Genomic DNA, 25,038 nt, shown 5'->3' with positions numbered 1-25,038 from the left:
CAAAAAGACCAGGGTCCAACGCAGGCGCGTCACGGTGCAGGCTCCGTAAACCCGCAGCGTACCCGCAGTTGGCCCTGGTCGCGCACGATGCTCAGCTGCGTCGGCGCCAGGTCATGCGCCTGGCGCAGCCGCTCCAGCCAGCCGAACAAGCTGGCGGCGCTGACCGCATCGATCTGCACGTCCACCCCGCCCGCTGCGTTGCGCTGCTGGGCGGTGATGCCGACGCCGGCTTCGCGTGCGCTGCTTGCGATGAGCTCGTTCAGTGCCGCCGTACCAGGAGCAGCGGTACGCCTGCTCGCCGATGCCTGCGCAGATGCATCGAGCACCAGCTGCGCCGCAGCGGCATAGCGCGCCTGCGCCTGGGCACGCCAGTGCCGCAACGGGGTGTAGAGCGCATACCAGGCGACGAACGCGGCCACGGCAGCGCACATCACGCCCAGCATCAGCCGCTCGCGCGGCGCACGCGTCTGCCACCACTGCATGCCGCGTTGCATAGGTGCAGTCATCGCAATGGCTCCAGCGCGAACGGCGTCCGCAGGCGATCGTCCTCGCCCTGGCTGCTGCCGGGCTGCAGTTGCCACCCCTGCCCGGCCAGCCGCGTGGACAGCTGTTGCAGGCTGGCGCCATCGGCGTGCAGCAGGGTGCCGCGCAGCGGCTGGGTGGCGTGATAGTCGATCTGATCCAGTTCCGCCGCCGGCATGGCATCGACCGCTGCGAACAAGTCGCCGAGCTGCATGGCCAGGCGATCGGCCGCTGCCCCGGTATGCCGGCGTGCCTGCAGCGCGGCCGGCAGCGCCGCTGCATCGCGCACGCCCAACTGCGCGGCGGCGCGCGATTGCAGCAGGCGCGCGCCGATTTCGTAGCGCAGTGTCTGCGCCAGCACCAGCACCAGCGGCGACAGCAGTACCAGTGCGGCCAGCGCCGCAAGACGGCGCGTAGTGACCGTGTGCTGCGCGGCCGGCCGCGCAGCGAACGCGTGTTGCAGCAGGTTGATCGGTGCGCGCGTGGCGCCTTGTGCAAGGCAGGCAATGGCGTGCGCGGTGTCGTGCGCTGGCGGCTGTGCCGGCGCGCGCGCGCCCAGCAGCATGCGCGCAGCCTCCGGCTCCAGGCTGCAGGCCAGGCCTGCGCCACGGATCAGCCAGCGACCGTCCCAGTCCACCACTGCCGCCGCAGCGTCCGCGGCGGGCTCCAGCAACAGGCAATCGGGCACCACCGCATCGGGGACGACGCCCAGCTGCGCTGCGCGCGCCAACCACTGCTGCATTGTTGCGCCATCCACCGCAGCGACCAGGCGCGTGCCATCGGCCTCGCTGCGATCGGCGATCACCACATGCAGGGCCGACGTCTCCACAGCCAGATGTTCGGCCAGTTGCAGGCGCGCGGCCGCGACCGACTGCGCGATGCTGCGGCCAGGCAGGCTCAGCCAGCGCAGATGCACATCCACGCCCGGCACCACCAGCACTGTGCGTGCGGACGGTTCATACGGCGCGCTGGCCACACGCTGCGACAGTACCTGGCCATGCGCGTCCACACGCACGGCGATCGCGTGCGCGGTGGCATCGGCGGGCAGCAACAGCAAGGTGGTACTCATTCGTCGAAACTCCATTGGCGCGCCACCAGCCGCACGCGCCCGGCAGGATCCTGCTGCAGCAAGGCGTCCAGCACGACTTGTGCGTCGGCGTGGTCGACCTGGCTGTAGAGGGAGAAATAACGGGTACGTAATTCGATCTGTTCCAGCACTGCATTGGACAGCTCGGCCTGGATCAGCGCTGGCTGGCTCAGGAAGGTTTTGACGTCGCGCCATCCGCCGGCCGGCCGCGCGGCGATGACGCGGCGCGCGGCCGGCAACTCCAGGGCGCCTTCGGTCAGCGCCACCAGCACCGGCGCATCCTGCAGACGCAACGTATTGATGTTGACCGGCGACAGCCGCGCCTCCGGCAGTGCGCACACATGCGGCCGCAACTGCGCGATCACCTGCGGCGTGTAGCCGGCAATGGCACGCAGCTCGCTGACGCCCGCCAGCAGGGTCGCCCCGCTGCGCAACGGCACTGCCGATTGCAGGTAGCGATCGTCTTCGGCGCCCTGCGCACCGGGCTGGCTGTCGCTGTCGATCCAGTCCACCAGCGCATCGGTCAGCGCCTGCGCCTGTTGCGGTGCGATGCCCAGCACCGCCAGCAAGGCGCGGTACTGCGCTGCGCCGTCGTCGCTGCGCTGCCATTGCTCGGGCGCACCGGCGACCACGCTGTTGAGATTGAAGCAGCCGCCGCGGTCGCGCAGCCGCACGCTCACTGCGCCGTCGTCCAGCGGAAAGGTCACCGGTTGATCGTTCCAGCCACCCTCCAGCGTGGTACGCATCGGGTCGCGCCTGGCCAGTGCCTGCAGGCGTTGCCGGGCGATGGTTTCGGTGCCCAACGCATACCACTGCGCCTGCGTCATCGCCTCGCCATTGCCGCTGCGGCGCAGGCCAAAGCGCAGATCGTCCAGCACTGCGACCATCAGCAACGTCATCACCGCCACCAGCAACAGCACCGTCAGCAGTGCGACGCCGCGTTGCTGCCTGCATGCGTTCAAGGTCTTCATCCGCGCCCCTCCGGCAGCAGGAACAACTGGCGCACGCGGCCCCATTGCTCCAGGTCCAGCTCCAGCGAGATCGCATCCGGCAGCGCGTCGAGCCCGCCGCTCCAGCCATCGCTCCACTGCGCGCGATAATGGAACCCGACCACCGCCGAGCGCACCCCACGCAACACCACCTGCGGCGGACCGGCGATTGCACCGTCGAGTGCGGGGCGTGCACTGCGCTCCAGGCGTCCATCGACCACGCGGTATTCCACGTATTGCAGCGACGCGCGCGGCGCCTGATCCGGATTGCTCCAGCCGCGTCGCACAAATCCGAACAGCGGCCCCGGCACACCGGGCGGGCTGGCGATGAACGCGGTGCGTGCAGCGCCGCCCTCACTGTTGCGCGTGCGCCGCACTGCGGCCTGCTGCAGGTCGCTGCGCAACAGGCCATGTGCAAGCTGGAACTCGCGGACCTGCTGCAAACGTGCACGCACTGCATCGCGCTGGTCGATGCTCTGGCGCATCACCACCACCGCCGCGACTGCCACCAGCGCGAACACCGCCAGGGCGACCAGCAGCTCGATCAAGGTAAAGCCCGCGCTGCCACGACTGCCCGCTGCGCTGCGACGTACACGCATCATTCGGCGCTCCGCAAGACGCTGAGGCTGGCGATTTCCTGCGCCTGCGCTGCAGCGCGCACCTGCACCTGGATGCGCACGATGCCGGTACTGCCGGCCGGCATCGACGTACGCCGCCAGTCCCAGCTGCGTCCGCCCAGCATTTCCTGCCCGTTCGCCGGCGCCACTGCTGCGGCGGTGGGCGCCAGCATTGCGTCGATCGCCTGATTCTCCGCAACCACCGCAGCCAGGGCGCGCTCTTCCAGCACCACCGCGGTGCGCGTGCTTTCGCCGGACAGGTTCAGCAGGCCAACCACGGCCATGCCGAAGATCGCCAGCGCGACCATCAGTTCGAGCAGCGAAAACCCGGCGCAGGCATGGGGATTACCGCAGGGGCGCATCGACCCGTACCACGCCGGCGGCGTCCACCACCACCTGCAGCTGCTGCTGGCCGTCGGCCAGCGCGATGCGTTGCGGCGTGGCCGCACCGGTGGGATCGAAGCGCACGCTCAACTGCGTCCCGCCCACCGGCAACTGCGTCTGCACGCCGGCAGGCCAGCGCATCGCGGCGAACGGTTTTTCATCCAGCGGCACCCAGCGTTGCTGCGCCTGGCGGCGGAACCTGTAGCCACCTGCATCCACGGTCACCTCGACCATGCGCAGGCTCAGGATGGCTTCGTCGCGTGCGTGCAGCAGGGCACTGGCCAATGCATCGGCCTGGTCGTGCAGGTCGCGTCGCGTATCGGGCAAGGTCAGCACCACCAGCGTACTGGCCAGTGCGGTGATCACCAGGACGGCGAGCAGTTCGAGCAGGGTGAAGCCGCGCGCCTGCGCCCGCGACGCACATGCCCGTGCTTGCCTTGCCATGGCCGGTTGCGCGAGCACCGCTGCGACTCAGCGCCAGTTGCCGACATCGGCATTGTCGGCGTCGCCGCCTTCGGCACCATCGGCACCGAACGAGTAGACGTCGAAGCCACCACTGCGGCCCGGGCGGCGGTATTGATACGCATGGCCCCACGGATCTTCCGGCAGGCGGCGGATATAGCCGCCCTGGCGATAGCGCTCGGGCCGGGTCAATCCGCTCGGCGCATTGAGCAAGGCCTGCAGGCCCTGTTCGGTGCTCGGGTAGCTGAGGTTGTCCAGGCGATAGGTCTCCAGCGCCTGCTCCAGCACCGCCACGTCGGCACGCGCCTTCTCGACCATGGCGCGGTCCTGGCTGGGCATCACGTTGATCATCACCACCGTGGCCAGCAGGCCGATGATGACGATGACCACCATCAACTCGACCAGGGTGAAGCCGCGCGTTCGCGCTTGCGAGGACAGCGAGCAAGGACGTTGGCGGTGATGGATGGACTGCATGAGGATCTCCAGGGATGGGCGGCCGCGCTCAACCAAGCGCGAGGGTGTTGAATTGCAGGATGGGCAGCAGGATCGACAGCACGATCACCGCCACCACCCCGCCGAGCAGCACGATGATGGCCGGCTCCAGCAGGCTCATCGCCGCGGTGGTGAACGACGCGAACTCGCGCTCCAGATAATCGGCGGCGCGCTCCAGCATCGGCGCCAGGCGCCCGCTGTTTTCGCCGCTGGAGGCCATGTACAGCAGCGTCGGTGGAAACACGCCGGCGCGCTTCATCGCCGCGGCCAGGCTGCCGCCCTCGCGGATTGCCGTGACCATGTTGTCGGTGGCCAGCCGCAAGGCGCGGTTGTCGACAGTGCGCGCGGCGATCATCAGGCCTTCCATCAGCGGCAGCCCGCTGTTGACCATGATCGCCAGCGTGCGCGCCATGCGTGCGGCGTGCAGGTCGCGGATCAACCGGCCGAGCAAGGGCGCGCGCAGCACCGTACGGTCGGCCGCCAGGCGTAACTCCGGGCGCCTGAGCAGGCGCAGCGCTGCGATCACCGCAATGACCAGTGCCACCAGCAACGGAATGCCTGCATGCAACAGGAAGTTAGACACGCCGATCACCGCGCGCGTCAGCCATGGCAATGCGCGGCCCATCGAATCGAACTGGTCCACCACCTTGGGCACCACGAAGGTCATCAGCACGATGACCACCGCACCGGCAGTCAGGGCCAACGCCGCCGGATACACCAACGCAGACTGCAGCCTGCTGCGCACCTGCGCCTGCCGCTCCAGCAGGTCGGCCAGGCGCTCCAGCACCTGCGGCAGCGCACCGGCACTCTCGCCCGCGGCCACCATCGCGCGGTACAGCGGCGGAAACGCCATGCCCTGGCGCGCCATCGCATCGGACAGGCGGAAGCCCTCGACCACCAGCCCGTGCGTCTGGCCGGTGACCCGGCGCACGCCGCGCCGCTCGGATTGCGTGCCGATGGTGCGCAGCGCTTCTTCCAGCGGCGCGGTTTCCACCAGCGTGGCGAGTTGCCGGGTGAACAGCACCAGATCCTTGCCGCTGAAACGCGCCGGACGCACGCTGCTGGCCGCCACCGCCGCCTCCACGCGTACCGGCACCCACTGCCGCTGCTCCAGTTGCGCACGCGCAGCCTGTACCGTGTCCGCGCTGATCACGCCCTGACGGCTGTGCCCATGCAGGTCGAGCACGGTGTAGTCAAACCGCGGCATGCGCATCGTCCTGCTGGCGGGTGACCCGCAGCGCTTCTTCCAGCGTGGTGAGGCCTTGCAGCACAGCGGCGCGCGCGGCATCGCCCAGGCGCGCTGCGCGTGCGAAGGCCGCTGCCGCCAGGGCATCCTCGTCGGCGTTGTCGCCGATCAGGCGGCGCATCGCATCGTCCACCGCGATGGCTTCGTAAATGCCCACGCGCCCGGCATAACCGCTGTGGTGGCAGGCCGCGCAGCCCACGGCGGCGTAGATGGTTGCATCGTCGGGCGCCTGCAACATCTGCCGCGTGCTGGCATCCAGCAGGCGCGGTGCGCGGCACTGCGTGCACAGGCGACGGACCAGGCGCTGCGCCAGAATCAGCCGCAGGCTCGACGCGAGCAGGAACGGTTCGATGCCCATGTCGCGCAGCCGCGTGACTGCGCCCACCGCATCGTTGGTGTGCACGGTGGACAGCACCAGGTGGCCGGTGAGGCTGGCCTGCACGGCGATCTGCGCGGTCTCGGCGTCGCGGATTTCGCCGATCATCACCACGTCCGGATCCTGGCGCAGGATGGCGCGCAAGCCGGCCGCGAAGGTCATGCCGACACGTGCATTGACCTGGGTCTGGCCGACGCCGTCGATGGCGTATTCCACCGGGTCCTCCACCGTGAGGATGTTGCGCGAGCCATCGTTGAGCAGGCTCAGCGCCGCATACAGGGTGGTGGTCTTGCCCGAGCCGGTCGGCCCGGTCACCAGCACGATGCCGTTGGGCACCTGCAGGGCGCGCTGCACGGTGTGCATCACCGCCGGTGGCATGCCCAACTGGGCCAGCGACAAGGTGCCCTGCTCCTTGTCCAGGATGCGCAGCACCACCCGCTCGCTGCTGCGCGTCGGCAGCGTGGACACGCGCACGTCCAGTGCCTTGGCGCCCATCACCAGCGACACGCGGCCATCCTGCGGGATGCGTTTTTCGGCGATATCCAGCCGCGCCATCACCTTGACCCGCGACACCAGCAACGGCGCGATGCGTCCGGGCAAGGTGGCCGCCTCGCGCATCACCCCATCCACGCGCAGGCGTACGCGCAGCCGCGATTCGTAGGACTCCAGATGTACGTCCGAGGCGCCCAGGCGCGCGGCCTCGGCGATGATGCCGTTGATCAGGCGGATGATCGGCGCATCGTCCTGGCTGTCGAGCAGATCGGCGGTGGGGATGTCGTCGATCAACGAATCCAGGCTGCCGTGCAGGTCCAGCGCCTCGACCTGCACGCCCTGATCCATGCCGGCATCGGCGTAGATCTCCGACACATGCCGGTCGAACACCGACGGCGCCAGCGTGCGCACCTGCAACGGCATGCCCAGCGCACGCCGCAGCTCGATCAGCGCCTGCACGTCGCCGCCTTCGCGCAGGCCGATCTGCGCGGCGCTGTCGCTGCCCAGCAGCACCACGCCGTGGCGCTTGGCAAACGCGTAGGAAATGCTGGCGCGCGCGGTGTTCATGGCATCAGCGCTGCGCGGGACGCGCGCCGGGCGCAGGCGTTGTTGCCGGTGCGGGCACGGCCGACGATGGCGCGGCCGGCAGCTGCGGCGGCTGCGCACGCAGGTAGTCGCGCACCAACGCATCGAGCGCGGCTTCCGGGTCGCCATCGGCCAACTGGCGATCGCGCAGATAGGTGTAGCGCGGCGCGGTCATGCGCTGCGCATCGGCCGCGTCGCGGATGATGGTCGGGCGGATGAACACCATCAAATTGGTCTTGTCGCGATTGCGCGACTTGTGCCGGAACAGCGCGCCCAGCCCGGGCACATCGCCCAGCAGCGGCACCTTCTCCACGGTCTGCCGGTCGTTCTGGTCGAGCAGGCCGCCGAGCGCGACGATGGCGCCGTTTTCCACCACCACGCGGGTTTCGATCTGGCGCTTGTTGAACACCAGCTCCGACGACTGCGCGCTGACCGGCCCGGCAATCGCCGAGACTTCCTGCTTGATCGCCAGGGTGATGCCGCCGGCGGTATTGATCTGCGGGCGCACTTCCAGCTCCACGCCCACGTCCTGGCGCTGGATGGTGCGGAACGGGTTGTCGTTGGCCGCGCCCAGCACTTCGCCGGTGGTGATCGGCACTTCCTGCCCGACCAGGATGCGCGCCTGCTCGTTGTCCAGGGTCATGATCGACGGGGTCGACAACAGGTTGGAGCCGGTGTCGCTCTTGACCGCATCGATGATCATGCCGAACACCGCATCGTTGCTTTGCCCGGCCAGCCCGATCAGGCCGCCGCTCAGGCCCAGCAGCGATTGCGCGGCCACATTGCGCGCCTGTTCCAGCACCGAATCGTCGTCGCCGTTGTTGCTGCGCGTGCCGGCCGCCGCTGCGGCCAATGGCACGATGCCCGGCGAGGCGCCGCTGTACTGCGTGGCGATCAACGGCACCGTGCCATTGCGCCCGGCCAACAACAGCTGCACACCCAGACGCTTGGCGGCGGTGTCGGAGATCTCCACCACGATCGCTTCGACCAGCACCTGCTCGCGATGCACGTCCAGCTGACGGATCACATCCATCAAGGCACGCTGGGTTTCCGGGTCGGCATTGATGATCAAGGCGTTGGAGCCGGGGTAGCGCACGATCACCGGGCGCTTGCCGGCGGCCGGTGTGATCACCTGCGTCTGTGCAGCGCCCGCAGCAGCGGCGGCCACATCCACCGCGTTGGAGCGCGTGTCCTGCCCGGGCTGCGCCTCGTTGCCCGGGGTCTGCCCGACCAGCTGCTGCAACACCGGCAGCAATTGCTCGGCGCTGGCGTGCTGCAGCCGCACCACGCTGACATCGCCGCGACGTTCGGCACGCCCGTCCAGATCCACCGCGGTGCGCACCACCCGCTGCACCAGCGCCGGGTCGCCGCGCACGATCAGCGAATTGCTGCTTTCCACCGGCAACACCGACAGCACATTGCTGCGCTCGCCCCCCTGCCCGAACAGCGAGGTCAGCGTGCGCGCCAGTTCCTGCGCAGAGCTATTGCGCAAGCTCACCGTGTCGATCGCCGCACGGTCGGTGTCGATCTGCGCGACCAGGCCGCGCACGCGGCGCAGGTTATCGGCGTAATCGGCAATCAACAGGCTGTTGCCCTGCGGCATCGCCATGATCACGCCGCCGCGCCCGATCAAGGGCTTGAGGATCTCCGCGGCGCTGCGCGCATCCACACGCTGCAGGGTAAACACCTGCGTGGCAAATCCCAGGTTGCCGTTGGCGGCGCTGGCCGGCTGCTGTGCAGCGGTATCGTCGGGAATGATGCGGTAGGTCGACGGCCCGCTGGACACCGCGATCAAGCCATTGGCACGCAAGACCGCCAGCAGCATGCCGAGCAGATCCTGTTCCGACATCGCCTGCGCACGCGCCACGTTGACCGTGCCCTGCACGCGCGTGTCCACGATGAAGGTGATGCCGGTGGCACGCGACACATCCTGGATGAAGGCGCGCAGGTCCACATCCTGCAGGCGCACGGCCGGCGCATCGGCGGCATGCAGCGACAGCATCGGCACCGCCGGCAGGGCGAGCAACAACGTGGCCGAAAACAGCCATCTGGGGCGGGCAGCAGTCATTGCGGGCGCTTCAAGGTCATGGTGTGGGTCTGGCCGTCGCGGCGGTAGGTCAGCGTGGCCGCCTGGCCATCGCGCAGTTCGTCCTGCAGCTCGCGCAGGTGTTCGGCATCGAGCGTGCGGCCATTGAGTTGGGTGAGCACATCGCCCGGCGCCAGGCCGGCCTGGCGCAGCAGCGCACCATCGCCGCGCGGCATCACGGTGAAGCCACTGCCGTCTTCGCTTGCACGCAGGCCGGCGGTGGTCAGCAGTTGTTGCGGGTCGACGGCCGCCGCCGTGGCCGTGCCGGCCGCGGTGCCGACATTCGACGTCACCGCAGGTGCGCCGCCCGCTGCTGCAGTCGTGGTCGTTGCCGGCGATGTGGCCGCCGCAGACGCGGTGGATTCCACCAAGGCCAGACGTCGCACGCCGCTACCGGTACGCAGCAGCACGTGATCGCTCGCGATCGCCTGCACCGTCACGCCAGCCACCACGCCATCGCCGATGCGATACGCCCCCTGCCTGCCGTCGCCGCTGCTCAGGAACGCAGCCGCTTGCGCGCCACCCGCGCGTACGCCATGCAACACGATGCCGTCGCTACTCGCCTCCGCAACGCTGCGATAGAACACATCGCGGCGCAGTACCGGCAATTCCGCCTGTGCAGGCGTGGTGACCTGGGTGGTGCCCAACGGCCCGATCGGGGCGATCACCAACCACATCACGCGCGCGCACTGCAACGCGAGCAAGGCCAGCAGCACGCAGGCCAGTGCGCTGCGGCCGCGCGCCGACATCAGGGGTTTCAAGGAGGGCAAAGCGCGCTGCAAAGCGGACATCCGTCTCAGGATTGCGGTCGGATGACAGAATGCGGCAGCAATGTGTCAGTTCGAAGAAAGTGATGACACAGTCCGACACACGGCGACACAGACCCAGATGCAAACGCCCGCCATGCGAGGCAGGGCGGGCGTTTGCGATACCGGCAGCGGGCGTCGAATCAGAAGCGCGCTGTCACACTCAGGTCATACGTCACCCCGGGCTGGTACTCGTACAGGTCCACCCGATTGCTGCCCAGGCTCTGATATTCCTGGTACTTGGTCTTGAGCAGGTTGCGTGCGGCGAAGTTCAACGACAGCGTATTGCCCGACCATACCAGGCCCTTCTTGATCACCAGATCCAGCGAGGTGCCGGGCTTGTCGATGTAATCCGGTTGCCCCGGCCGGCCACGCGCGGACACCCGCTCGCCGACATAGTTGGCGATCAAGGTGGCCTGGCTATGGGTGCTCTCGCTTTCCACACCGATCTGCAGGTTGGCGATGTCATCGGACTGCCCCTGCAAGGCCGAGCCATCGCGGATGAACAAGGTCGCCTGCACCGGTGCGGTGAAGCCGAACGGCTGCACGGTGTCGCCATCGCTGGCACTCACCTCCGACTTGGTGCGCGTGTAGTTGCCGGACACGAACACCCGCTTGTCGCCCCACCAGTCGGCCGCGATCGGCAGGTCCAGATATTTCTTGGCCTCCAGCTCGATGCCGTACAAGGTGGCCTCGGGCGCATTGATGAAGCTCTGCACGATGCCGCCGCCGGGCGCGTCGTTGACGATGGCTTCGATCGGCTTGTCGATGCTCTTGTAGAACGCGCCGACGGTGAAATACTCGCCCGGCTCGAAGAACCACTCGTACCGCGCATCCAGGTTGACCAGCTCGCTATCGACCAGGAACGGGTTGCCGAAGAACTGGCGATCGATATCCGGGTCCAGATACTGCTGCGGCGCCATCTCGCGGAACTGCGGGCGCGCGATGGTCTTGGACGCACCAAAGCGCAGCTGCTGGTTCTCGGCAAAATTCCAGGTCACCGTGGCCGATGGCAGCGCGTAGCTGTTCTCCAGCGGTGCCACGCTGTCCTGGCGCACGCCAGTGAAGATGTCGTACGGATGCACCGCCTGGGTGGCGTCTTCGTAGCGCACACCGACGGTGGCGCGCAGGGTCGGCACGATCTCACCCTCGGCCTGCAGATACGCCGCCTTGACCTTCAGGGTCGCATCGTACGCGGCCGCACCGAAGCTGCCGGTGGTCTCGCGCAGGCGCAGCAGATCGTTGCTGAGGTTGTAATCGGAGATCAGGTGATCCACACGCTGGAACTGGTTGTAGAACGGCAGCGGGCCGTCCAGCGCCAGGAAGCGGAACTCGCGGCTCCACGCGCTGCGGTCGTTGTCCAGATAGGCCAGACCGCCCTTGACGGTGAAGTCGTGCTCGATCGGCAAACGCCAGGTCACATCCACCCCGCCGCTGGCCACCTTGTCGTCGACCTTGCTGAAGCGGGTGTAGTTCTGCACGCGCGAGGCATCATGCGCCCAGTAGCCATCGAGCAACTCGTAGCGAATGCCGGTTTCGTATGGCACATCGCGGCTGGCATTGGCCACCGCTGCGCGCCATTCGATCTTGAGATCGTCGTACTCGCCGAACGCGTGCGTGCCGCGCAGCTGGTTGTTGATCAGCTGGCGCTCGTACCACTCGGTGTTGTCGTCACGCACATCGAAACCGGCCAGCTCATCGCGGCCGGCACGGCTGCGTGCCACCTTCAAGGCATCGTGCACATACAAGGTGGTCCAGCCGATGGTGTGGCGGCCGTACTCCCAGCCCAGGCCCAGCATGCCGTTGGTGCGCACGTTGTTGCGGGTGGTGGCGAAGTCGTAGTTGGAGTTGAACTCGACCGTATCGCCGACAAAGATGCCGTCCTGCTGCTTGCCGGTGCGGGTGCGCCACTCGTTGTCGTAGCTGGCCACCGCGATGATGCCCAGCTTGGCCTCGCCCACGTCCATGCTGTAACCGGCACTGCCGCCGACATTGACGTCCGGGGCGATGCTGTCCTTTTCCTGCAGCACATACAGGTTGGCGTCGTTCAAGCTGCGGCCGATACGGCGGATGTCCTCGCGCGAGAAACTGCCCAGATCCACGCGCCGGCCGCTCTGGATCGCATCGCGCAACGCGGCAGGCTGCTTGCGGGTGCCATCGTCGTAGCCCCATTCGTCATCGCCGGAGCCGTAATAGGTCAGGCCTTTTTCGCCGGTGCTGACGCTGTTGACGCCGCCACCCACGGTCAGCGACAGGAACGGTTTGTCCGGCACCGCCATCGACTGCAGATCGATCACGCCACCGCCGAATTCGCCCGGATAATCGGCCGAATAGGTTTTCTGCACGGTCACGCTGGCCAGCACGTCGCTGGGGAACAGATCCAGCGGCACCACGCGCTGCATCGGCTCGGGGCTGGGCAACGGCGAGCCGTTGAACAATGCCGACGAATAACGCTCGCCCAGGCCGCGCACATACACGTACTTGCCGCGCGACAGGCTCAGCCCGGTGACACGCGTCAGCGCCACCGCCGCGCTGCTGTCGCCGGTGCGCTCCATGTCCTCACGGGTGACGAACGATGCCACCTCCGAGGTCTGCAGCATCGGTTCGGGAATGTACTCGCCGCGCACCACGACCTGGTCGAGTTGCTTGGGCGCACTGGTGGCGGTGCTGCTACTGCCGCTGGCAGAGCCGGCATCGGTGGTGGTCGACTGCGCCAGCGCAGCGCCGGAAAACAGCAAGGTGGAAATGGAAAGAGACAGGCCCGTCCGCGAGAGACGGGCGACAGCGGAGGTTCGCATCGTGGGAGCCCTGGCAACTGAAAGATGAAGCTGGACGCATCACAAGGCAGCCGCACGGGCTGCCTTGCGATGCTGTGCCTCAGCAGGGACGATCGGCGGTCAGGCCACAGGTCCAGCCCTGCCACCAGGTGTCGTTGGCATCGCGCACGCCACCGATGTAGTTCACCTGCTGGAAGAAGCTGCTCACCCCATTCAAGCCCTGGAAGGCCGGCACGGCGCTTTCGTTGGCGCCATTGACGAAGGTGTTCTGCAACGTGGACACACCGTTGGCGACGTTGTTGGTGCCGGCCGCGAACTGGGTGGCCGCACGCGCGTCGCTGCCGAAAGCCGTCGGGCAGGCGAAGAACACCGAGTTGAAGGTCCCGAGCGTGTCGGCATCGGCCAGGTTGAAGCACACCAGGCCATCACCGCTGCCACCGGCCGGACGCGTGACGACCGAGTTGTAGAACGCGGCCTGCGTGCCCTGGTTGAGCATGATCGCCGCACCGGCGCGCGCATTGCCCACGTAGGTGAAGTTGGCCACCTTCGGGCGCGAGTACGGTTGACGGCGCAGGCTGCTCCACTCGTTTATGCGGTCGCCGCCACCGGCGCGCTGCACCACGATGCCGAACTGCAGGGCGCCGTTCCAGCCGGCATCGGTATCCAGCGAATCGTCGTCGGCGCCGGTGATCACGATGTGGCTGCCGTTGACGGTGCCACCGAACCATTCGATACCGTCGTCGGAGCTATTGTGGATCTGCACATGATCCAGGCGCGTGCCGCTGCCCACGCCGGCCAGGGTGATGCCCTGCAGCTCGTTGTTGGGCGAAATTTCGAAGCCCGAATACATCACCCGCAGGTAGCGCATGGAGCCGCTGTTGTCGGTGGCGCTGTTGCCGCCGTAGAACGCATTGGTACCTTCCACCTGCGCCTGGCATTCCGGCGTACCGGAGACCGTGGTGCCCGGGCAGTTGTTGATGGCCGCACGGCCCAGCACCACGATGCCGCCCCACAAGCCGATGGTGTTGGCGCTGACCTGGCCCTCCAGCGCCTGGCGCGCGGTGAACACGATCGGGGCGGTGGCGCTGCCTTCGGCAAAGATCTGCGAACCGCGGTTGACCACGATGTAGTCGCTACCCGCCGAACCGAACAGGGTCACGCCCGGCTCGATGGTCAGGATGCCCTGCGTGCTGCCGGCGGCCGGTGCGATGGCGTTGCCGCCGCGGTCGGTGCCCACGTTGACGCGCCCGCTGATCGAATACGCCGTGCCCGCACGTGCCGGCACCACCAGGTTGCCGTTGATGGTGTCCGGCAGCTGGCAGGCGCGCAGCGTGTTGTTGGCGATGGTGCCGACGTTGGAGAAACCGGTCGGGCAATCGGCGGCCGGGCCGGTCGGTGCCGGAGCGGGCGTCGGTGCAGGCGTGGGCGCCGGGGTCGGTGCGGGAGCCGGCGTCGGTGCCGGCGGAAATGCGCCCTCGCCGGGCGAGGCGACACGATCGGCACCACCACCGCAGGCCGACAAGGCCAGCGCGGTACCAAAGGTCATGAGAAGTGTCTTGCTGCTATTGCGAACGGACATGCGGCTGATCTCCAGGTCAAGGAAGGTCCGGTATGAAGAGGAGTCGTCAAGAATTGGTTGCGTTCCGCTCACTGCAGTGGCGAGCACGTTCAAGATCCCCGTAACTTTTATAGGGGCTGTCTGTTTCATTTGTCTTACGACGACACAATTGACACATGTCTGCCACACATTGACATGCACTGTAGGAGGATGACTCCGCCTCCCATCCCCGCTGCCCTGGGCGACTGGATCATTGCGCAGGCAATGACCGGCCAGCCGCCCGAACAAGCGCTACAGCCGCTCCTGGATCAGGGCTGGAACGAACAGGACGCCATCGACGCAGTCGAGGCCCTGCTGCGCGACCACATCCACCAGCACGCGCAGACCCATGGCCTGCCGGTGCCGGTGCGCGTGCCGGCAGTGCTGCAGCACAACGATGCCTCGTTGCTGGACCTGGGCGATCGCCAGGTGCGCGTGCTGGTCAGCCTGTTGCTGCCGCGCGTGGCGGTGCTGGGCGATTTCCTGTCCGATGCCGAATGCGAGGCATTGATCGCACTGGCGCAGCCACGCCTGGCGCGTTCGCGCACGGTGGACAACGACAACGGCGCGCAGATCGTGCATGCCGCACGCACCAGCCACAGCATGTGCCTGCAGCTGGGGCAGGATGCGCTGTGCCAACGCATCGAAGCACGCATCGCCCGCCTGCTCGACTGGCCCGTGGACCACGGCGAAGGACTGCAGGTGTTGCGCTATGCCACCGGCGCCGAGTATCAACCGCACTACGATTACTTCGACCCCGCGGCCGCCGGCACGCCGGTGTTGCTGCAGGCCGGCGGCCAACGCGTCGCATCGCTGGTGATGTATCTCAACACGCCGGAACGCGGCGGCGCCACGCGCTTTCCCGATGCGCACCTGGACGTTGCCGCCGTCAAAGGCAATGCGGTGTTCTTCAGCTACGACCGCCCGCATCCAATGACACGCAGCCTGCATGCCGGCGCACCGGTCCTGGCCGGCGAAAAGTGGGTGGCGACCAAGTGGCTACGCGAACGCGCGGTACGCATGCCCGGCTAACGCTCCGCAGAACACCGGCACCAGCGGCCGGCACGTACCGACGCGACCAGCCCCCCCCTGCCGCCTGCCACCCAAGCCTGTTGCGCCGGGCCAGCCACGCCTGGACACCGGAGCTGCTGCCGGCCTCCAATCCTGCTGACCGCAGCCACCGCTGAGCGCGGTGCGAAGCGCGCTGGCTGCCGCGATCCAGCCCCCGGCAGCGCACGCGCACCGCGAGCACCCTGCAGCTCGGACCGAAGACTTGCCATTTATGTTATAATATTGCAAAAGATGCCACATTCGGTTTCCCACTTCGCATTGGTGCTGTCCGATCCATGAAGATCCACATTCTCGCGGCGGCCGTCGGCGCCGTTCTGCTGCTCCCTGAGGCACGCGCACAGTCGTCCGATTCAGCGCTGACGCTCGGCAAGGTCGATGTCCACCAGCATGGCGAAGGCCAACTCACCGCGCATCAGGTACTGACCTCGGTGGACGTGCTGGGGGCCGATCAGATCGAGGACAAGAACGTGTCCTATAGCTGGGAGCTGCTCGGGCAGATGCCCGGCATCCAGCTCACCGAAACCCGGCAAGGCGCCGAATCGGGCAAGGTCAGCTTTCGCGCCTTCAACGGCGAGGGTTACCTCAATGCGATCAAGACGCTGATCGACGGCATCCCCAGCAACGTCAACAGTGGCAACCAGCGCTTCATCGACATGCTGTTCCCGCTGGAAATCAGTTACATCGAAGTGGTGCGCGGCACCAATGATCCGCGCTACGGCTTGCACAATATCGGCGGCAACATCAATTTCGGCACGCGCCAGGGCGGCAGTTACACCGACGCGCGCCTGACCTACGGCAGCTTCAACACCCGCGATGCGCAGCTGGCCGTGGGACGCGAACGCGACGGGTTTGCGCAGAACTATTTCGTCGGCGTGCAGGCCTCCGATGGCTACCGCGACCACGACACCTCCAGCAAGTATTCGTTGGGCGGCAAATGGTTCTACGGCAACCTCGACGACGGCATGCGCATCGGCCTGACCGCACGCGTCTATCACAACCAGGCCGACGAACCCGGCTTCATGACCGCAGCGGAAATGCAGGCAGACCGTCGCAGTTCGGACCTGCGCAACCGCAACGACGGCGACGACCGCGACATGCGCCAGTTCGGCGTCCATCTGGATCTAAAGCTGGCAGACGGGCTGTTTTTCGGCACCAAGCTTTACTCCAACCGCTATCACGACGACCGCCGGGTGACCTTCAGCGACCTGCCCACCGGCAATGCGCCACGCCAGCGCCGCATCTGGGACGAGACCCAGGTCGGCATGCTCAACACGCTGACCTGGCGCAGCAGCGACACGCTCACCCTGGAAGGCGGCATCAACTACGAGCATCAGGACAACGCCTACCGACGCGAGCGTTTCAGCTATGCCGAGCCAACCGATTTCAATGCCACGCCGGCACGCATCCAGAACGACGACCGCCATACCTTCGACAACTGGGGCGCCTACGTGCAGGCGATCTATCAGCCGACCGAGGCGCTGAAGATCGTGCCGGCCTACCGTGTGGACCGCTTCGACGGCGACACCCGACTGCCCGGCGGCGTTCGCGCGCCGCTGCAGCGCTATGGCACCATCGAGCAGCCCAAACTGAGCCTGGTCTACGCCTTTACCCCGACCACCAACGTCTATGCCAACTGGGGCCGCAGCTTCCAGGTGCTGACCGGGTCCACGGCGCCGGCTTACCTCACCGCCGGGCAGGCGGACGTCCGCCCGTCCACCAATACCGGCGTGGAGCTGGGCATGAAATTCAGCCCGTTCCAGGGCGGCCAGGCGCGCATTGCGGTGTGGCAACAGGACGCGGCCAACGAAGTCTCCAACATGCCCGCCACCGGCACCACCGTCACCCTGGGCAAGACACGCAGGCGTGGGGTGGATGCGCAGATCAATGCGCAGCTGGGCGACAGGTGGACGCTATGGGCATCGCACGCATACCAGGAGGCAAAGATCGAACGCGACGACCGCGATGCCAGCGTGTCGCTGGTCGGCCGCGAAGTGGCCGCAACGCCGCGTTACATCAGCAACGTCGGCGTCGAGTACCGCCCGACCGCTGCGCTGCGCTTGGGAATGCAGGGCCGCGCGCAAGGCGACTACTATCTGGAGGAGCGCAACCTGGCCGGCAAATACGGCGGCTTCGCCACCCTGGATCTCACCGCCAGATACACCATCAATCCCGCCTGGAGCGTGGATCTGCAGGTCCGCAACGCCACCGGCCGCGAGTATGCCTACGTGTGGTACGACAGCTTCTTCTGGACGCAGGCGCAGCCGATGTTTTCGCCAGCGGCAGGGCGCCAGCTCTATCTTGGCCTGAACATGAAGCTGTAACCCGCGCATCCACAGGCTGCGATCGACGTCTCATCCGATGATGTACGCGTGGCTGCTACCCGATGCAGCCCTGCGCCGGATCCGGGACTCCACACGCTGCAGGCAGCTGCCACGACATCCCGCTACCCGCTGCCGATGCGTCAATGCGCCATCGCAAGTACACCGCTCGATAACGGCAGTGCCTGGCGCACACGCGCATTCGTACACGCATGCGCGCACGCAACTCAACCCCGCGCGAACAGGCGCTGGTCGATCCGCAACATCACAAGACACAACGGCGTCCACGCCAGGCACAGGCCTGCAGCAATGCCCAGCGTGTCGGCCAGCGCATCGTATGGGTCGGCGCTTCGATTGGTCGTCAGTGCGCCTTGCGCGATCTCGATGCCAACGCCTAAAGCCACCAGACCGATGGCCGCACCAACCTGCGCGCGGCGCGTGGCAAACAACTGCACCGCGCCCCAGCACAACAGCGCGAAGGTCAAAAAGTGCTCGGCCTTGTCGCTGTTATCCGGCAGCTCCGGAATCTCCGGCGGCGGCCCCAGGCAGACCGCGATCACCACCACGATCGCAGCGATCCACAACCCCACCCACAACCGCGGCCGATGAAACGGGCGCAGCGTCTGCGTCACAGCCGCCACGTGAGATCGCCCGCCAGAAATGCCGGCGCAAAATCGACGTCGCGCGCAAAACCCATCACCTGGAAGCGCTCGCCCATTTCGCTGGGCAAGGTCAGCCGCTTGATCTGCTCGCGCAGCCGCATGCGCCCTACTTCGTCGGTGCGCGTGTCGGCCTGCGCCAACAACGCATCCAGGCCATTGCCGAGCAGAAAACTCGCCTGCGTGCAGTAGCCGGCCAGTTCGAAACCGGCTCCGGTGCCGGCCTCGGCCAACGCGGTGAAGTCCACCGACGCAGTCAGATCCTGCAGGCCCGGCCAGCGATACAAATCCTCATGCATGCGATGGCGATAGAACGCGCGCAAGGTGCCGTCTTCGCGCTGCGCACGATAGAACTCGCCACGCGGGTAACCGTAGTCGACGAACAACATCGCGCCGCGCTTCAGACCGCCAGCCACCGCCTGGATCCAGTAGGGCAACTGCGGCAGCAGCTCGGAGCGATAACCATCGGCGAAGGGCTGCTCCAGATAACGTTCCAGATGCCGCACTGCCGCGCCCAGCAAGGCATCGGCCGGCTGCTCGCCGCGCGCGAATTGCTGCTGCGCATCCAGCACCACGGTTTCTTCATACACCTCGCCGTCGCGCAGCGTGAAGCGCGGCGTGGGCAATGCGTCGATCACTTCGTTGGCGAACAGCACCCCGTCCCAATCGTCCGGGAACGGCCCGTCCAGCCACTCCACCAGATCGAACACCGGCGGGATCAGGCTGCGTCCCAACCGCTCGCGCTGACGCTCGCGCAGGTCGGCACTGGGCTCCAGGATCGCGTAACGCTCCGGCAGCGCATCCAGCTCGAGCAGGCGCTTGAGCGTGACTTCGGCAAAGGCACCGCTGCCGCCGCCCACTTCCAGCACGCGCGCCTGCGGCCCGAGTTGCTGCAGCACCGGTGCCAGCGCACCGGACACGGTGGCCGCGAACAACGGCCCCAGCTCCGGTGCGGTGACGAAATCGCCAGCCTCGCCGAACTTGCTGGAGCCGGCGCTGTAATAGCCCAGACCCGGCGCGTACAACGCCAGCTCCATGAAACGCGAGAACGGAATCGCACCACCGGCGGCGGCGATCTCGGCGCGCAGATGCGCGGCCAGCCGGCCGCTATGCGCCAGGGCGTCCGGATCGGGAGTAGGAAGGTCGGCGTGCATGCGGGCACCGGTTGCGGGGACAATGCACAGGATAGCCGAGCCCTTTGCAACGCCGAGCGAGTGCGCCATGACAGACAGTTCCAAGGTGGTGTTGATCACCGGTGCAGGTCGCCGGATTGGCGCGCAGATCGCCACCACGCTGCATGCGGCCGGCTACCGCGTTGCCCTGCATGCGCACCGCTCCGGCGCGGCGCTCGGCGCGCGTGTAGCGGAGCTCTGCGCCCTGCGCGCCGGTAGTGCACAGGCCCTGCACGCCGACCTGCGCATGCCGGAGGCACCGGCGCAGCTGGTCGCCGACTGCATCGCCGCGTTCGGCCGCCTGGATGGCGTGGTCAACAATGCCTCCGCGTTCTACCCCACCGCGCTCGGCGCAGCGACAGCCGCGCAATGGGACGAGTTGTTCGCAGTCAATGCACGCGCACCGTTCTTCATCGCCCAGGCTGCCGCCGCGCAGCTGCGCCAGCATCGCGGTGCCATCGTCAACATCACCGACCTGCACGCGCAGCAGCCGATGCGCAATCACCCGCTGTACGGCGCGTCCAAGAGTGCGCTGGAAATGCTGACCCGCTCACTCGCGCTGGAGCTGGCACCGGAGGTACGCGTCAACGCGGTCGCGCCCGGCGCGATCCTGTGGCCGGAGCAAGGCAAATCCGCAGCGGCCAGGCAGGCGCTGCTCGCACGCACGCCGCTGGCCCGCATCGGCACGCCGGAGGAAATCGCCGAGGCGGTGCGCTGGCTGCTGGACGACGCCGGCTTCGTCACCGGCCACACCCTGCATGTGGACGGCGGCCGCCAGCTCAGTTGAGCTGCAACGGCGCTAGCGCGCCACATCCAGCGCCGGGGCCGCATCCAGCGCCACCGTCATGAACGCGATGCCGTGCTGCGGGTGCGCCTGCCACAGCGCGGCCAGGGTCTGCCCGCTGAGCGGATCGACAAAGTCGGGTGCGATATCGGCCAGCGGCTTCAACACGAAGGCATGCTTGAGCTCGGGCCGCGGGATGCGCAGATGGCCGGGGCCTTCGATGATGCAATCGCCGAAGAACACCACATCCACGTCCAGCGTGCGGTCGCTGAAACGCGGGCCGCTGCGATCGCGGCCGTGCGCATCTTCCAGCGCATGCAGCCAGTGGTCCAGCGCAGCCAGGTCCATGTCCGTGTCCAGCGCCACGGCGTTGTTGACGAAGTCCGGCCCGTCGAAGCCCACCGCCGGCGTGCGGTACGCCGGCGAGACGGCAAGCTGGCCGAAGCGTGCGCGCAAGGCGTCGACGGCCAGGCGCAGGTAGTGGGTCGGCTGGACGTTGCTGCCGAGGCTGAGAAGCACGGTGGTCATGCGTTATTCGCGCATGCGGCCAGCGTGGGCGTCAACTGTTGCAATCGTGTCGCATCTGAGCCTGCCCGCCCGCAGCGCGCCAGACCCTGGCCTCAGGCCGCTTCCAGCGCATGCGCCACCGCGCGGAACACCCGGCGCATTTCCAGCGGTTTGCGCAGCACATGCACCGGGATGTCCGGCGGAAAATGCGAACGTTGCAGCGGCGCGCCGACATCTTCGAGCACGATCGCCGGGCCGTGGTAGCCCAGCTCCTGCATGCTCAACAACACGCTCACCGCCGAGAGCTGGATGATGTCGCTGTCGATGATCACCAGGTCCGGCATCGCGTGCTGCTGCACCAGTTGCAGCGCCGCCGCGCCATCGGTGGCCAGCTGCGGTTGATAGCCCTGGCTGGACAAGGCATTGCCCAGTAGCGACAGGCGCGTGGCCTCGCCATCCACCAGCAGGATGCGCTGCCCATGCCCCAACGCCAGCGGCGGCTCGGTGTCGGCAATCGTCACTGCGGCCGCACGCATCGGCACGATCATGTCGAACCGCGTGCCCTCGCCCAGGCGGCTGTCGACCACGATGCTGCCGCCGTAGCTTTCGACGATGCGCTTGCAGGAAATCAGCCCCAGGCCGGTGCCATCGGCCTTGGTGGTGAAGAACGGACTGAACAGGCGTGCGCGGGTATCTTCGTTCATGCCCACGCCGGTGTCGGCCACGCTCATGCGCACGCGCGTGCCGTCGTGGCGATCGGCCGACAGGGTCAGCATCCCGCCGCCCGGCATCGCCTGGATCGCATTCAGGCCCAGGTTGAGCAGGCATTGCTGCAACTCGGTGTAGTTGGCCTCGATGGTCAGATCCAGCGGGATCGTGTCCATCTGCAGGCGCACGCCGTCGGGCAGGCTGCTCTTGAGCAACATCTGCACGGCCTGGAACAGGCTGGCGATCGACACCTGCTCGCGCGGCTTGTTGGAGCCACGCACGAACGAGAGCATCGACTCGGCCATCTCGTGCCCGCGCCGGCCGCACTCGGCCACCACGTTGGCCAGCTGGCGCAGCTGCGGATCGTCGGTGCGTCCGGCCAGCAGGTCGGGCACGATCAGCAACGGCTGCAGGATGTTGCGCAGGTCGTGGCTCAACCCGGCCGCCAGCATTGCCAGGCTTTCCAGTCGCTGCGCGCGCATCAGCTCGCTCTCCACGCGCTGGCGTTCCAGGTCGGCGCGCGCCTCGCGGATCGCACGAATCACCGCGCTCGGCAGGCGGGTCGGATTGTGCTTGATGATGTAGTCGTTGGCGCCGTCCTGCAGCGCCTTGACCGCGGTCTCCTCGCCCATGGTGCCGGAGACGAAAATGAAGGGCGTGGCGCCGCTCTGGCGCACCAGGCGCAGCGCCTGATGGCCGGAAAAACCGGGCATGCTCAGGTCCGACAGCACGATGTCCGGCTGGAATTCATCCAGTGCGGCACGCAGCGACGGCTCGCTGTCCACACGCTCGAACGCCGCATCCAGCCCGGCATCGAGCAGCTGATCGGACAACAGCTCGGCGTCTTCCGGTGAATCTTCCACCAGAAGGATCTTCAGCTGCTCCAGTTTGCCCCCCTCTTGCAGCATGGGTCAGTCCAGCTCCGGTGCCTGATTGATGACCGCCCAGAAGGTGCCGAGCGTCTTGACTGCGTTGAAGAACTGATCCACGTCCACCGGCTTGACCACGTAGGCATTCACGCCCAGGTCCCAGCTGCGGGCCAAGTCGCTCTCCTCGCGCGAGGACGACAGGATCACCACCGGCAGGCGCTTGAGCGACTCCTCGCTGCGGATCTGCTTGAGCACTTCCAGCCCGTCCAGGCGCGGCATCTTGATGTCCAGCAGCAACACCGCCGGCAGGCCTTCCTCGCGATCGGCGAAGATGCCCCGACGCAACAGGTAGTCCATGGTCTCCACGCCGTCCTCGACGTGCACGATGGGATTGGCCAGGCGGGCTTCGCGCAGCGCGTCGACGGCCATTTCCGCATCGGCCGGGCTGTCTTCTGCCAGAAGAATGGTACGGATGGCGGTCATACATTGAACTCTTGGTTGGGCGCTTCAAGCGCAGGAGGAAGCACAAAATAGAACGTGGCGCCTTCGTCGACCGCGCCTTCGGCCCAGACCCGGCCGCCGTGACGCGTCAGCACACGCCGCACGCTGGCCAGGCCGATACCGGTCCCGGGATATTCGCTGGCCTTGTGCAGGCGCTGGAACACGCCGAACAACTTGGCGCTGTATTCCATGTCGAAGCCGGCGCCGTTGTCGCGCACGCTGAACTGGTGGCCGCCGTCAGCCATCGGCGTATAGGTGACCTCGATCCTGGCCACCTCGCGCTTGGTGCTGTATTTCACCGCATTGCCGAGCAGGTTCATCCACAGCTGGCGCATCATGTTCTCGTCGGCCACCAGCACCGGCAACGGCGCGATATGCCAGTCCACACGGTGGCCGGTGTTCTCGCTCTGCACGTTGGAATCCAGGATCGCGCGGGTTTCCGACACCAGCGACTGCATGTCCACCGCCTGCAACCGCAGCGCGCTGCGGCCCAGGCGCGAGTACACCAGCAGATCGTCGATCAGCGACGCCATGCGCCGCGCCGAGCTGCTGATCACTTCCATGTAGTGACGCGATTTCTCGTCCGCCGCATCGCCCAGGTGGCGCGCCAGCTTGTCGGAGAATCCGGCCACATGGCGCAGCGGCGCGCGCAGATCGTGCGAGACCGAATAACTGAAGGCTTCCAGCTCGCGATTGACCTCCGACACCTGCTCCACCTTGCCTTCCATCTGCCGGTTGAGCTCCTGGATGCGCAGCTGCGAGGCCTTCTGCAGGCTGATGTCGCTGACCGTCATCAGCACCACGTCTTCGTCGCTGGTGTCCGGCAGCGGCATGCGCCGCGCGTTGATCAGCATGGTGCGCTGCACGCCATCGGCGGCGCGCTGCTCGTGTTCGTAGTCCCACAACTCGCGGCCGCGCAGCAACACGTCGGCCAGCCGCTGATGGATCTGCGCATCGCGCCAGACGCCATCGCCCACGTCCTCCAGCGGCATCGATTCGTTGCCGCGCTCGTCCAGCCCGTACAACTCGGCAAACGCCGGGTTGTGCAGCAGGATGCGCTGGCCGGAATCCAGCAGCACGATCGGCTCGCGCACGGTCTGCAGCACCGACGACGCGCGGCCGTTGGCGCGCAGGTATTCCTGCTCGGCCGCCAGGCGGCGACGGATCTGCCGCTGCAGCAACCAGGTCACCGTGCCCAGCAGCAGCAACTGCACCACCAGCGTGCCCCAGCTCAACACCGCGTAATGCGTGCGTTCGGTGTCGGCGCGCGTACTGCGCAACTCCAGCAGCTTGCCCTCGGCGTCCTGCAACTCGTCGATCAGCACGCGGATCGGGTTGTTCAGGGTCATGTCGTTGATCAGCAGACGGATCTGCTCCGGCGCGGTGGTCACCGCAATCCGCTCGGCCAGCAACAGGCGCCGCTCGATGGTGCTCTGGATACGCCCCATCCGCACCTGCTGTGCGGGGTTGTCCTTGGTCAGCACGATCAGCCGCTGCACCGCCGCCAGCGACTCGCGCCGGCCGCGCCGCATGCGCTCCAGCAGGGCCGGGCGCTGCACGCCATGCGAGCGCATCAAGGCTGCAGATTCGGTATCGCGCATCGCCGCTTCCAGGCGCTGGGCGGTCTCCTGCACCTCCTGGCTATGCGACACCCACACCGCGGCCTGGTTGGCGTTGTGCGCCATCTGCTGCAGCAGCAGCGACGGCACCACCACAATCAGAAACACGGCAACCGCCAGTAATGGCAGGCGCCAGCGATCCCATCTGTCTTCTTGGACCGTTGTCTGCATTGCTAGGTCTGTATCCGCTCGCTGCCAAGGCCCCGAAGGCAAGTCGGCATTGTCTCCGATCAGGCTCAGGATGAGATTAACGATTCAGCCTGATCACTCCCATGGCGACATAGCTGAATGGGCATATCATAAGTGCAGTAA

The 25,038-nt window shown here is 67.1% G+C and carries 22 protein-coding genes; 3 read left to right on the top strand and 19 right to left on the bottom strand.

Going from position 1 to position 25,038, the window contains the following annotated elements:
* Positions 1-29 precede the first annotated feature (29 nt).
* The 13 genes from ABQ137_RS04120 to ABQ137_RS04060 form a co-directional block, all read right to left on the bottom strand.
* Entirely contained in the window at positions 30-506 is a 477-nt protein-coding gene (locus ABQ137_RS04120) for a type II secretion system protein M (protein ID WP_349781280.1), read from the bottom strand.
* Positions 503-1,591 carry a type II secretion system protein GspL gene (gspL, locus tag ABQ137_RS04115; protein ID WP_349781278.1) on the bottom strand — a complete coding sequence of 363 codons (1,089 nt, stop codon included), beginning with the start codon at positions 1,589-1,591 and terminating at the stop codon, positions 503-505. The genes ABQ137_RS04120 and gspL overlap by 4 nt, the downstream gene beginning before the upstream one ends.
* Positions 1,588-2,580, bottom strand: coding sequence for a type II secretion system minor pseudopilin GspK (gspK, locus tag ABQ137_RS04110; RefSeq protein WP_349781276.1), 993 nt, complete (start codon positions 2,578-2,580; stop codon positions 1,588-1,590). The genes gspL and gspK overlap by 4 nt, the downstream gene beginning before the upstream one ends.
* Positions 2,577-3,200, bottom strand: a complete 624-nt coding sequence (gspJ, locus tag ABQ137_RS04105) for a type II secretion system minor pseudopilin GspJ (protein ID WP_184516104.1) — start codon at positions 3,198-3,200, stop codon at positions 2,577-2,579. The genes gspK and gspJ overlap by 4 nt, the downstream gene beginning before the upstream one ends.
* Entirely contained in the window at positions 3,197-3,577 is a 381-nt protein-coding gene (gene gspI, locus ABQ137_RS04100; RefSeq protein ID WP_184516101.1) for a type II secretion system minor pseudopilin GspI, read from the bottom strand. The genes gspJ and gspI overlap by 4 nt, the downstream gene beginning before the upstream one ends.
* Positions 3,561-4,043 (bottom strand): GspH/FimT family pseudopilin, encoded by a 483-nt coding sequence (locus ABQ137_RS04095; protein ID WP_104553695.1) that lies wholly within the window; start codon positions 4,041-4,043, stop codon positions 3,561-3,563. The genes gspI and ABQ137_RS04095 overlap by 17 nt, the downstream gene beginning before the upstream one ends.
* A 27-nt stretch (positions 4,044-4,070) precedes the next feature.
* On the bottom strand, positions 4,071-4,535 hold the full coding sequence (gene gspG, locus ABQ137_RS04090) for a type II secretion system major pseudopilin GspG (RefSeq protein ID WP_054591901.1): 465 nt from the start codon (positions 4,533-4,535) through the stop codon (positions 4,071-4,073).
* Positions 4,536-4,563: 28 nt separating this feature from the next.
* Entirely contained in the window at positions 4,564-5,760 is a 1,197-nt protein-coding gene (gene gspF / locus ABQ137_RS04085) for a type II secretion system inner membrane protein GspF (protein ID WP_349781272.1), read from the bottom strand.
* Positions 5,747-7,234, bottom strand: a complete 1,488-nt coding sequence (gene gspE / locus ABQ137_RS04080; RefSeq protein WP_349781270.1) for a type II secretion system ATPase GspE — start codon at positions 7,232-7,234, stop codon at positions 5,747-5,749. Before gspE ends, gspF begins: the two co-directional genes overlap by 14 nt.
* 4 nt (positions 7,235-7,238) lie before the next feature.
* Positions 7,239-9,320, bottom strand: coding sequence for a type II secretion system secretin GspD (gene gspD / locus ABQ137_RS04075; protein ID WP_039530864.1), 2,082 nt, complete (start codon positions 9,318-9,320; stop codon positions 7,239-7,241).
* Positions 9,317-10,129, bottom strand: coding sequence for a type II secretion system protein N (locus ABQ137_RS04070; protein WP_349778171.1), 813 nt, complete (start codon positions 10,127-10,129; stop codon positions 9,317-9,319). Before ABQ137_RS04070 ends, gspD begins: the two co-directional genes overlap by 4 nt.
* A 158-nt stretch (positions 10,130-10,287) precedes the next feature.
* Positions 10,288-12,942: a TonB-dependent receptor domain-containing protein gene (locus tag ABQ137_RS04065; RefSeq protein WP_349781267.1), complete on the bottom strand. Its 2,655-nt coding sequence runs from the start codon at positions 12,940-12,942 to the stop codon at positions 10,288-10,290.
* 79 nt (positions 12,943-13,021) lie between these two features.
* Positions 13,022-14,500: a beta-helix domain-containing protein gene (locus tag ABQ137_RS04060; protein WP_349781265.1), complete on the bottom strand. Its 1,479-nt coding sequence runs from the start codon at positions 14,498-14,500 to the stop codon at positions 13,022-13,024.
* 189 nt (positions 14,501-14,689) lie between these two features.
* Between ABQ137_RS04060 and ABQ137_RS04055 the strand changes: the two genes are divergently transcribed.
* Both ABQ137_RS04055 and ABQ137_RS04050 read left to right on the top strand, forming a co-directional pair.
* Complete coding sequence (locus ABQ137_RS04055) at positions 14,690-15,550, top strand: 2OG-Fe(II) oxygenase (protein ID WP_349781263.1); 861 nt, start codon at positions 14,690-14,692, stop codon at positions 15,548-15,550.
* Between the two features lie 314 nt (positions 15,551-15,864).
* A complete protein-coding gene (locus ABQ137_RS04050; protein WP_349781261.1) occupies positions 15,865-17,910 on the top strand; it encodes a TonB-dependent receptor in 2,046 nt (681 codons plus the stop codon).
* Between the two features lie 224 nt (positions 17,911-18,134).
* Here ABQ137_RS04050 and ABQ137_RS04045 read toward each other — a convergent pair whose 3' ends face one another.
* A complete protein-coding gene (locus tag ABQ137_RS04045) occupies positions 18,135-18,503 on the bottom strand; it encodes a VanZ family protein (protein WP_208412966.1) in 369 nt (122 codons plus the stop codon).
* 32 nt (positions 18,504-18,535) lie between these two features.
* On the bottom strand, positions 18,536-19,789 hold the full coding sequence (locus ABQ137_RS04040) for a class I SAM-dependent methyltransferase (RefSeq protein WP_349781259.1): 1,254 nt from the start codon (positions 19,787-19,789) through the stop codon (positions 18,536-18,538).
* Between ABQ137_RS04040 and ABQ137_RS04035 the strand changes: the two genes are divergently transcribed.
* Entirely contained in the window at positions 19,788-20,525 is a 738-nt protein-coding gene (locus tag ABQ137_RS04035) for a pteridine reductase (protein WP_349781257.1), read from the top strand. The two genes, ABQ137_RS04040 and ABQ137_RS04035, sit on opposite strands and share 2 nt — an antisense overlap.
* A 12-nt stretch (positions 20,526-20,537) precedes the next feature.
* Here ABQ137_RS04035 and folK read toward each other — a convergent pair whose 3' ends face one another.
* The 4 genes from folK to ABQ137_RS04015 all read right to left on the bottom strand — a co-directional run bounded on the left by folK (position 20,538) and on the right by ABQ137_RS04015 (position 24,897).
* Positions 20,538-21,050 carry a 2-amino-4-hydroxy-6-hydroxymethyldihydropteridine diphosphokinase gene (gene folK / locus ABQ137_RS04030; protein ID WP_046345647.1) on the bottom strand — a complete coding sequence of 171 codons (513 nt, stop codon included), beginning with the start codon at positions 21,048-21,050 and terminating at the stop codon, positions 20,538-20,540.
* Positions 21,051-21,142: 92 nt separating this feature from the next.
* On the bottom strand, positions 21,143-22,645 hold the full coding sequence (locus tag ABQ137_RS04025) for a hybrid sensor histidine kinase/response regulator (RefSeq protein WP_024939668.1): 1,503 nt from the start codon (positions 22,643-22,645) through the stop codon (positions 21,143-21,145).
* A gap of 3 nt (positions 22,646-22,648) precedes the next feature.
* Complete coding sequence (locus ABQ137_RS04020) at positions 22,649-23,089, bottom strand: response regulator (protein WP_016900854.1); 441 nt, start codon at positions 23,087-23,089, stop codon at positions 22,649-22,651.
* Positions 23,086-24,897 carry a sensor histidine kinase gene (locus ABQ137_RS04015; protein ID WP_054591909.1) on the bottom strand — a complete coding sequence of 604 codons (1,812 nt, stop codon included), beginning with the start codon at positions 24,895-24,897 and terminating at the stop codon, positions 23,086-23,088. The genes ABQ137_RS04020 and ABQ137_RS04015 overlap by 4 nt, the downstream gene beginning before the upstream one ends.
* Between the last annotated feature and the right edge of the window lie 141 nt (positions 24,898-25,038).

This window comes from Xanthomonas sp. WHRI 8393 (assembly GCF_040203315.1).
GTDB lineage: Bacteria > Pseudomonadota > Gammaproteobacteria > Xanthomonadales > Xanthomonadaceae > Xanthomonas > Xanthomonas arboricola.
Note: the sequence above shows the minus strand (reverse complement) of the source record. Positions and strands in the feature narration are given on the sequence as shown.

What these genes read in the sequence shown, in the direction of transcription:
- ABQ137_RS04120 (WP_349781280.1), bottom strand. Translation starts at nt 506, where the DNA reads ATGACTGCACCTATGCAACGCGGCATGCAGTGGTGGCAGACGCGTGCG.
- gspL (WP_349781278.1), bottom strand. Translation starts at nt 1,591, where the DNA reads ATGAGTACCACCTTGCTGTTGCTGCCCGCCGATGCCACCGCGCACGCG.
- gspK (WP_349781276.1), bottom strand. Translation starts at nt 2,580, where the DNA reads ATGAAGACCTTGAACGCATGCAGGCAGCAACGCGGCGTCGCACTGCTG.
- gspJ (WP_184516104.1), bottom strand. Translation starts at nt 3,200, where the DNA reads ATGATGCGTGTACGTCGCAGCGCAGCGGGCAGTCGTGGCAGCGCGGGC.
- gspI (WP_184516101.1), bottom strand. Translation starts at nt 3,577, where the DNA reads ATGCGCCCCTGCGGTAATCCCCATGCCTGCGCCGGGTTTTCGCTGCTC.
- ABQ137_RS04095 (WP_104553695.1), bottom strand. Translation starts at nt 4,043, where the DNA reads ATGGCAAGGCAAGCACGGGCATGTGCGTCGCGGGCGCAGGCGCGCGGC.
- gspG (WP_054591901.1), bottom strand. Translation starts at nt 4,535, where the DNA reads ATGCAGTCCATCCATCACCGCCAACGTCCTTGCTCGCTGTCCTCGCAA.
- gspF (WP_349781272.1), bottom strand. Translation starts at nt 5,760, where the DNA reads ATGCCGCGGTTTGACTACACCGTGCTCGACCTGCATGGGCACAGCCGT.
- gspE (WP_349781270.1), bottom strand. Translation starts at nt 7,234, where the DNA reads ATGAACACCGCGCGCGCCAGCATTTCCTACGCGTTTGCCAAGCGCCAC.
- gspD (WP_039530864.1), bottom strand. Translation starts at nt 9,320, where the DNA reads ATGACTGCTGCCCGCCCCAGATGGCTGTTTTCGGCCACGTTGTTGCTC.
- ABQ137_RS04070 (WP_349778171.1), bottom strand. Translation starts at nt 10,129, where the DNA reads ATGTCCGCTTTGCAGCGCGCTTTGCCCTCCTTGAAACCCCTGATGTCG.
- ABQ137_RS04065 (WP_349781267.1), bottom strand. Translation starts at nt 12,942, where the DNA reads ATGCGAACCTCCGCTGTCGCCCGTCTCTCGCGGACGGGCCTGTCTCTT.
- ABQ137_RS04060 (WP_349781265.1), bottom strand. Translation starts at nt 14,500, where the DNA reads ATGTCCGTTCGCAATAGCAGCAAGACACTTCTCATGACCTTTGGTACC.
- ABQ137_RS04055 (WP_349781263.1), top strand. Translation starts at nt 14,690, where the DNA reads ATGACTCCGCCTCCCATCCCCGCTGCCCTGGGCGACTGGATCATTGCG.
- ABQ137_RS04050 (WP_349781261.1), top strand. Translation starts at nt 15,865, where the DNA reads ATGAAGATCCACATTCTCGCGGCGGCCGTCGGCGCCGTTCTGCTGCTC.
- ABQ137_RS04035 (WP_349781257.1), top strand. Translation starts at nt 19,788, where the DNA reads ATGACAGACAGTTCCAAGGTGGTGTTGATCACCGGTGCAGGTCGCCGG.
- ABQ137_RS04040 (WP_349781259.1), bottom strand. Translation starts at nt 19,789, where the DNA reads ATGGCGCACTCGCTCGGCGTTGCAAAGGGCTCGGCTATCCTGTGCATT.
- folK (WP_046345647.1), bottom strand. Translation starts at nt 21,050, where the DNA reads ATGACCACCGTGCTTCTCAGCCTCGGCAGCAACGTCCAGCCGACCCAC.
- ABQ137_RS04025 (WP_024939668.1), bottom strand. Translation starts at nt 22,645, where the DNA reads ATGCTGCAAGAGGGGGGCAAACTGGAGCAGCTGAAGATCCTTCTGGTG.
- ABQ137_RS04020 (WP_016900854.1), bottom strand. Translation starts at nt 23,089, where the DNA reads ATGACCGCCATCCGTACCATTCTTCTGGCAGAAGACAGCCCGGCCGAT.
- ABQ137_RS04015 (WP_054591909.1), bottom strand. Translation starts at nt 24,897, where the DNA reads ATGCAGACAACGGTCCAAGAAGACAGATGGGATCGCTGGCGCCTGCCA.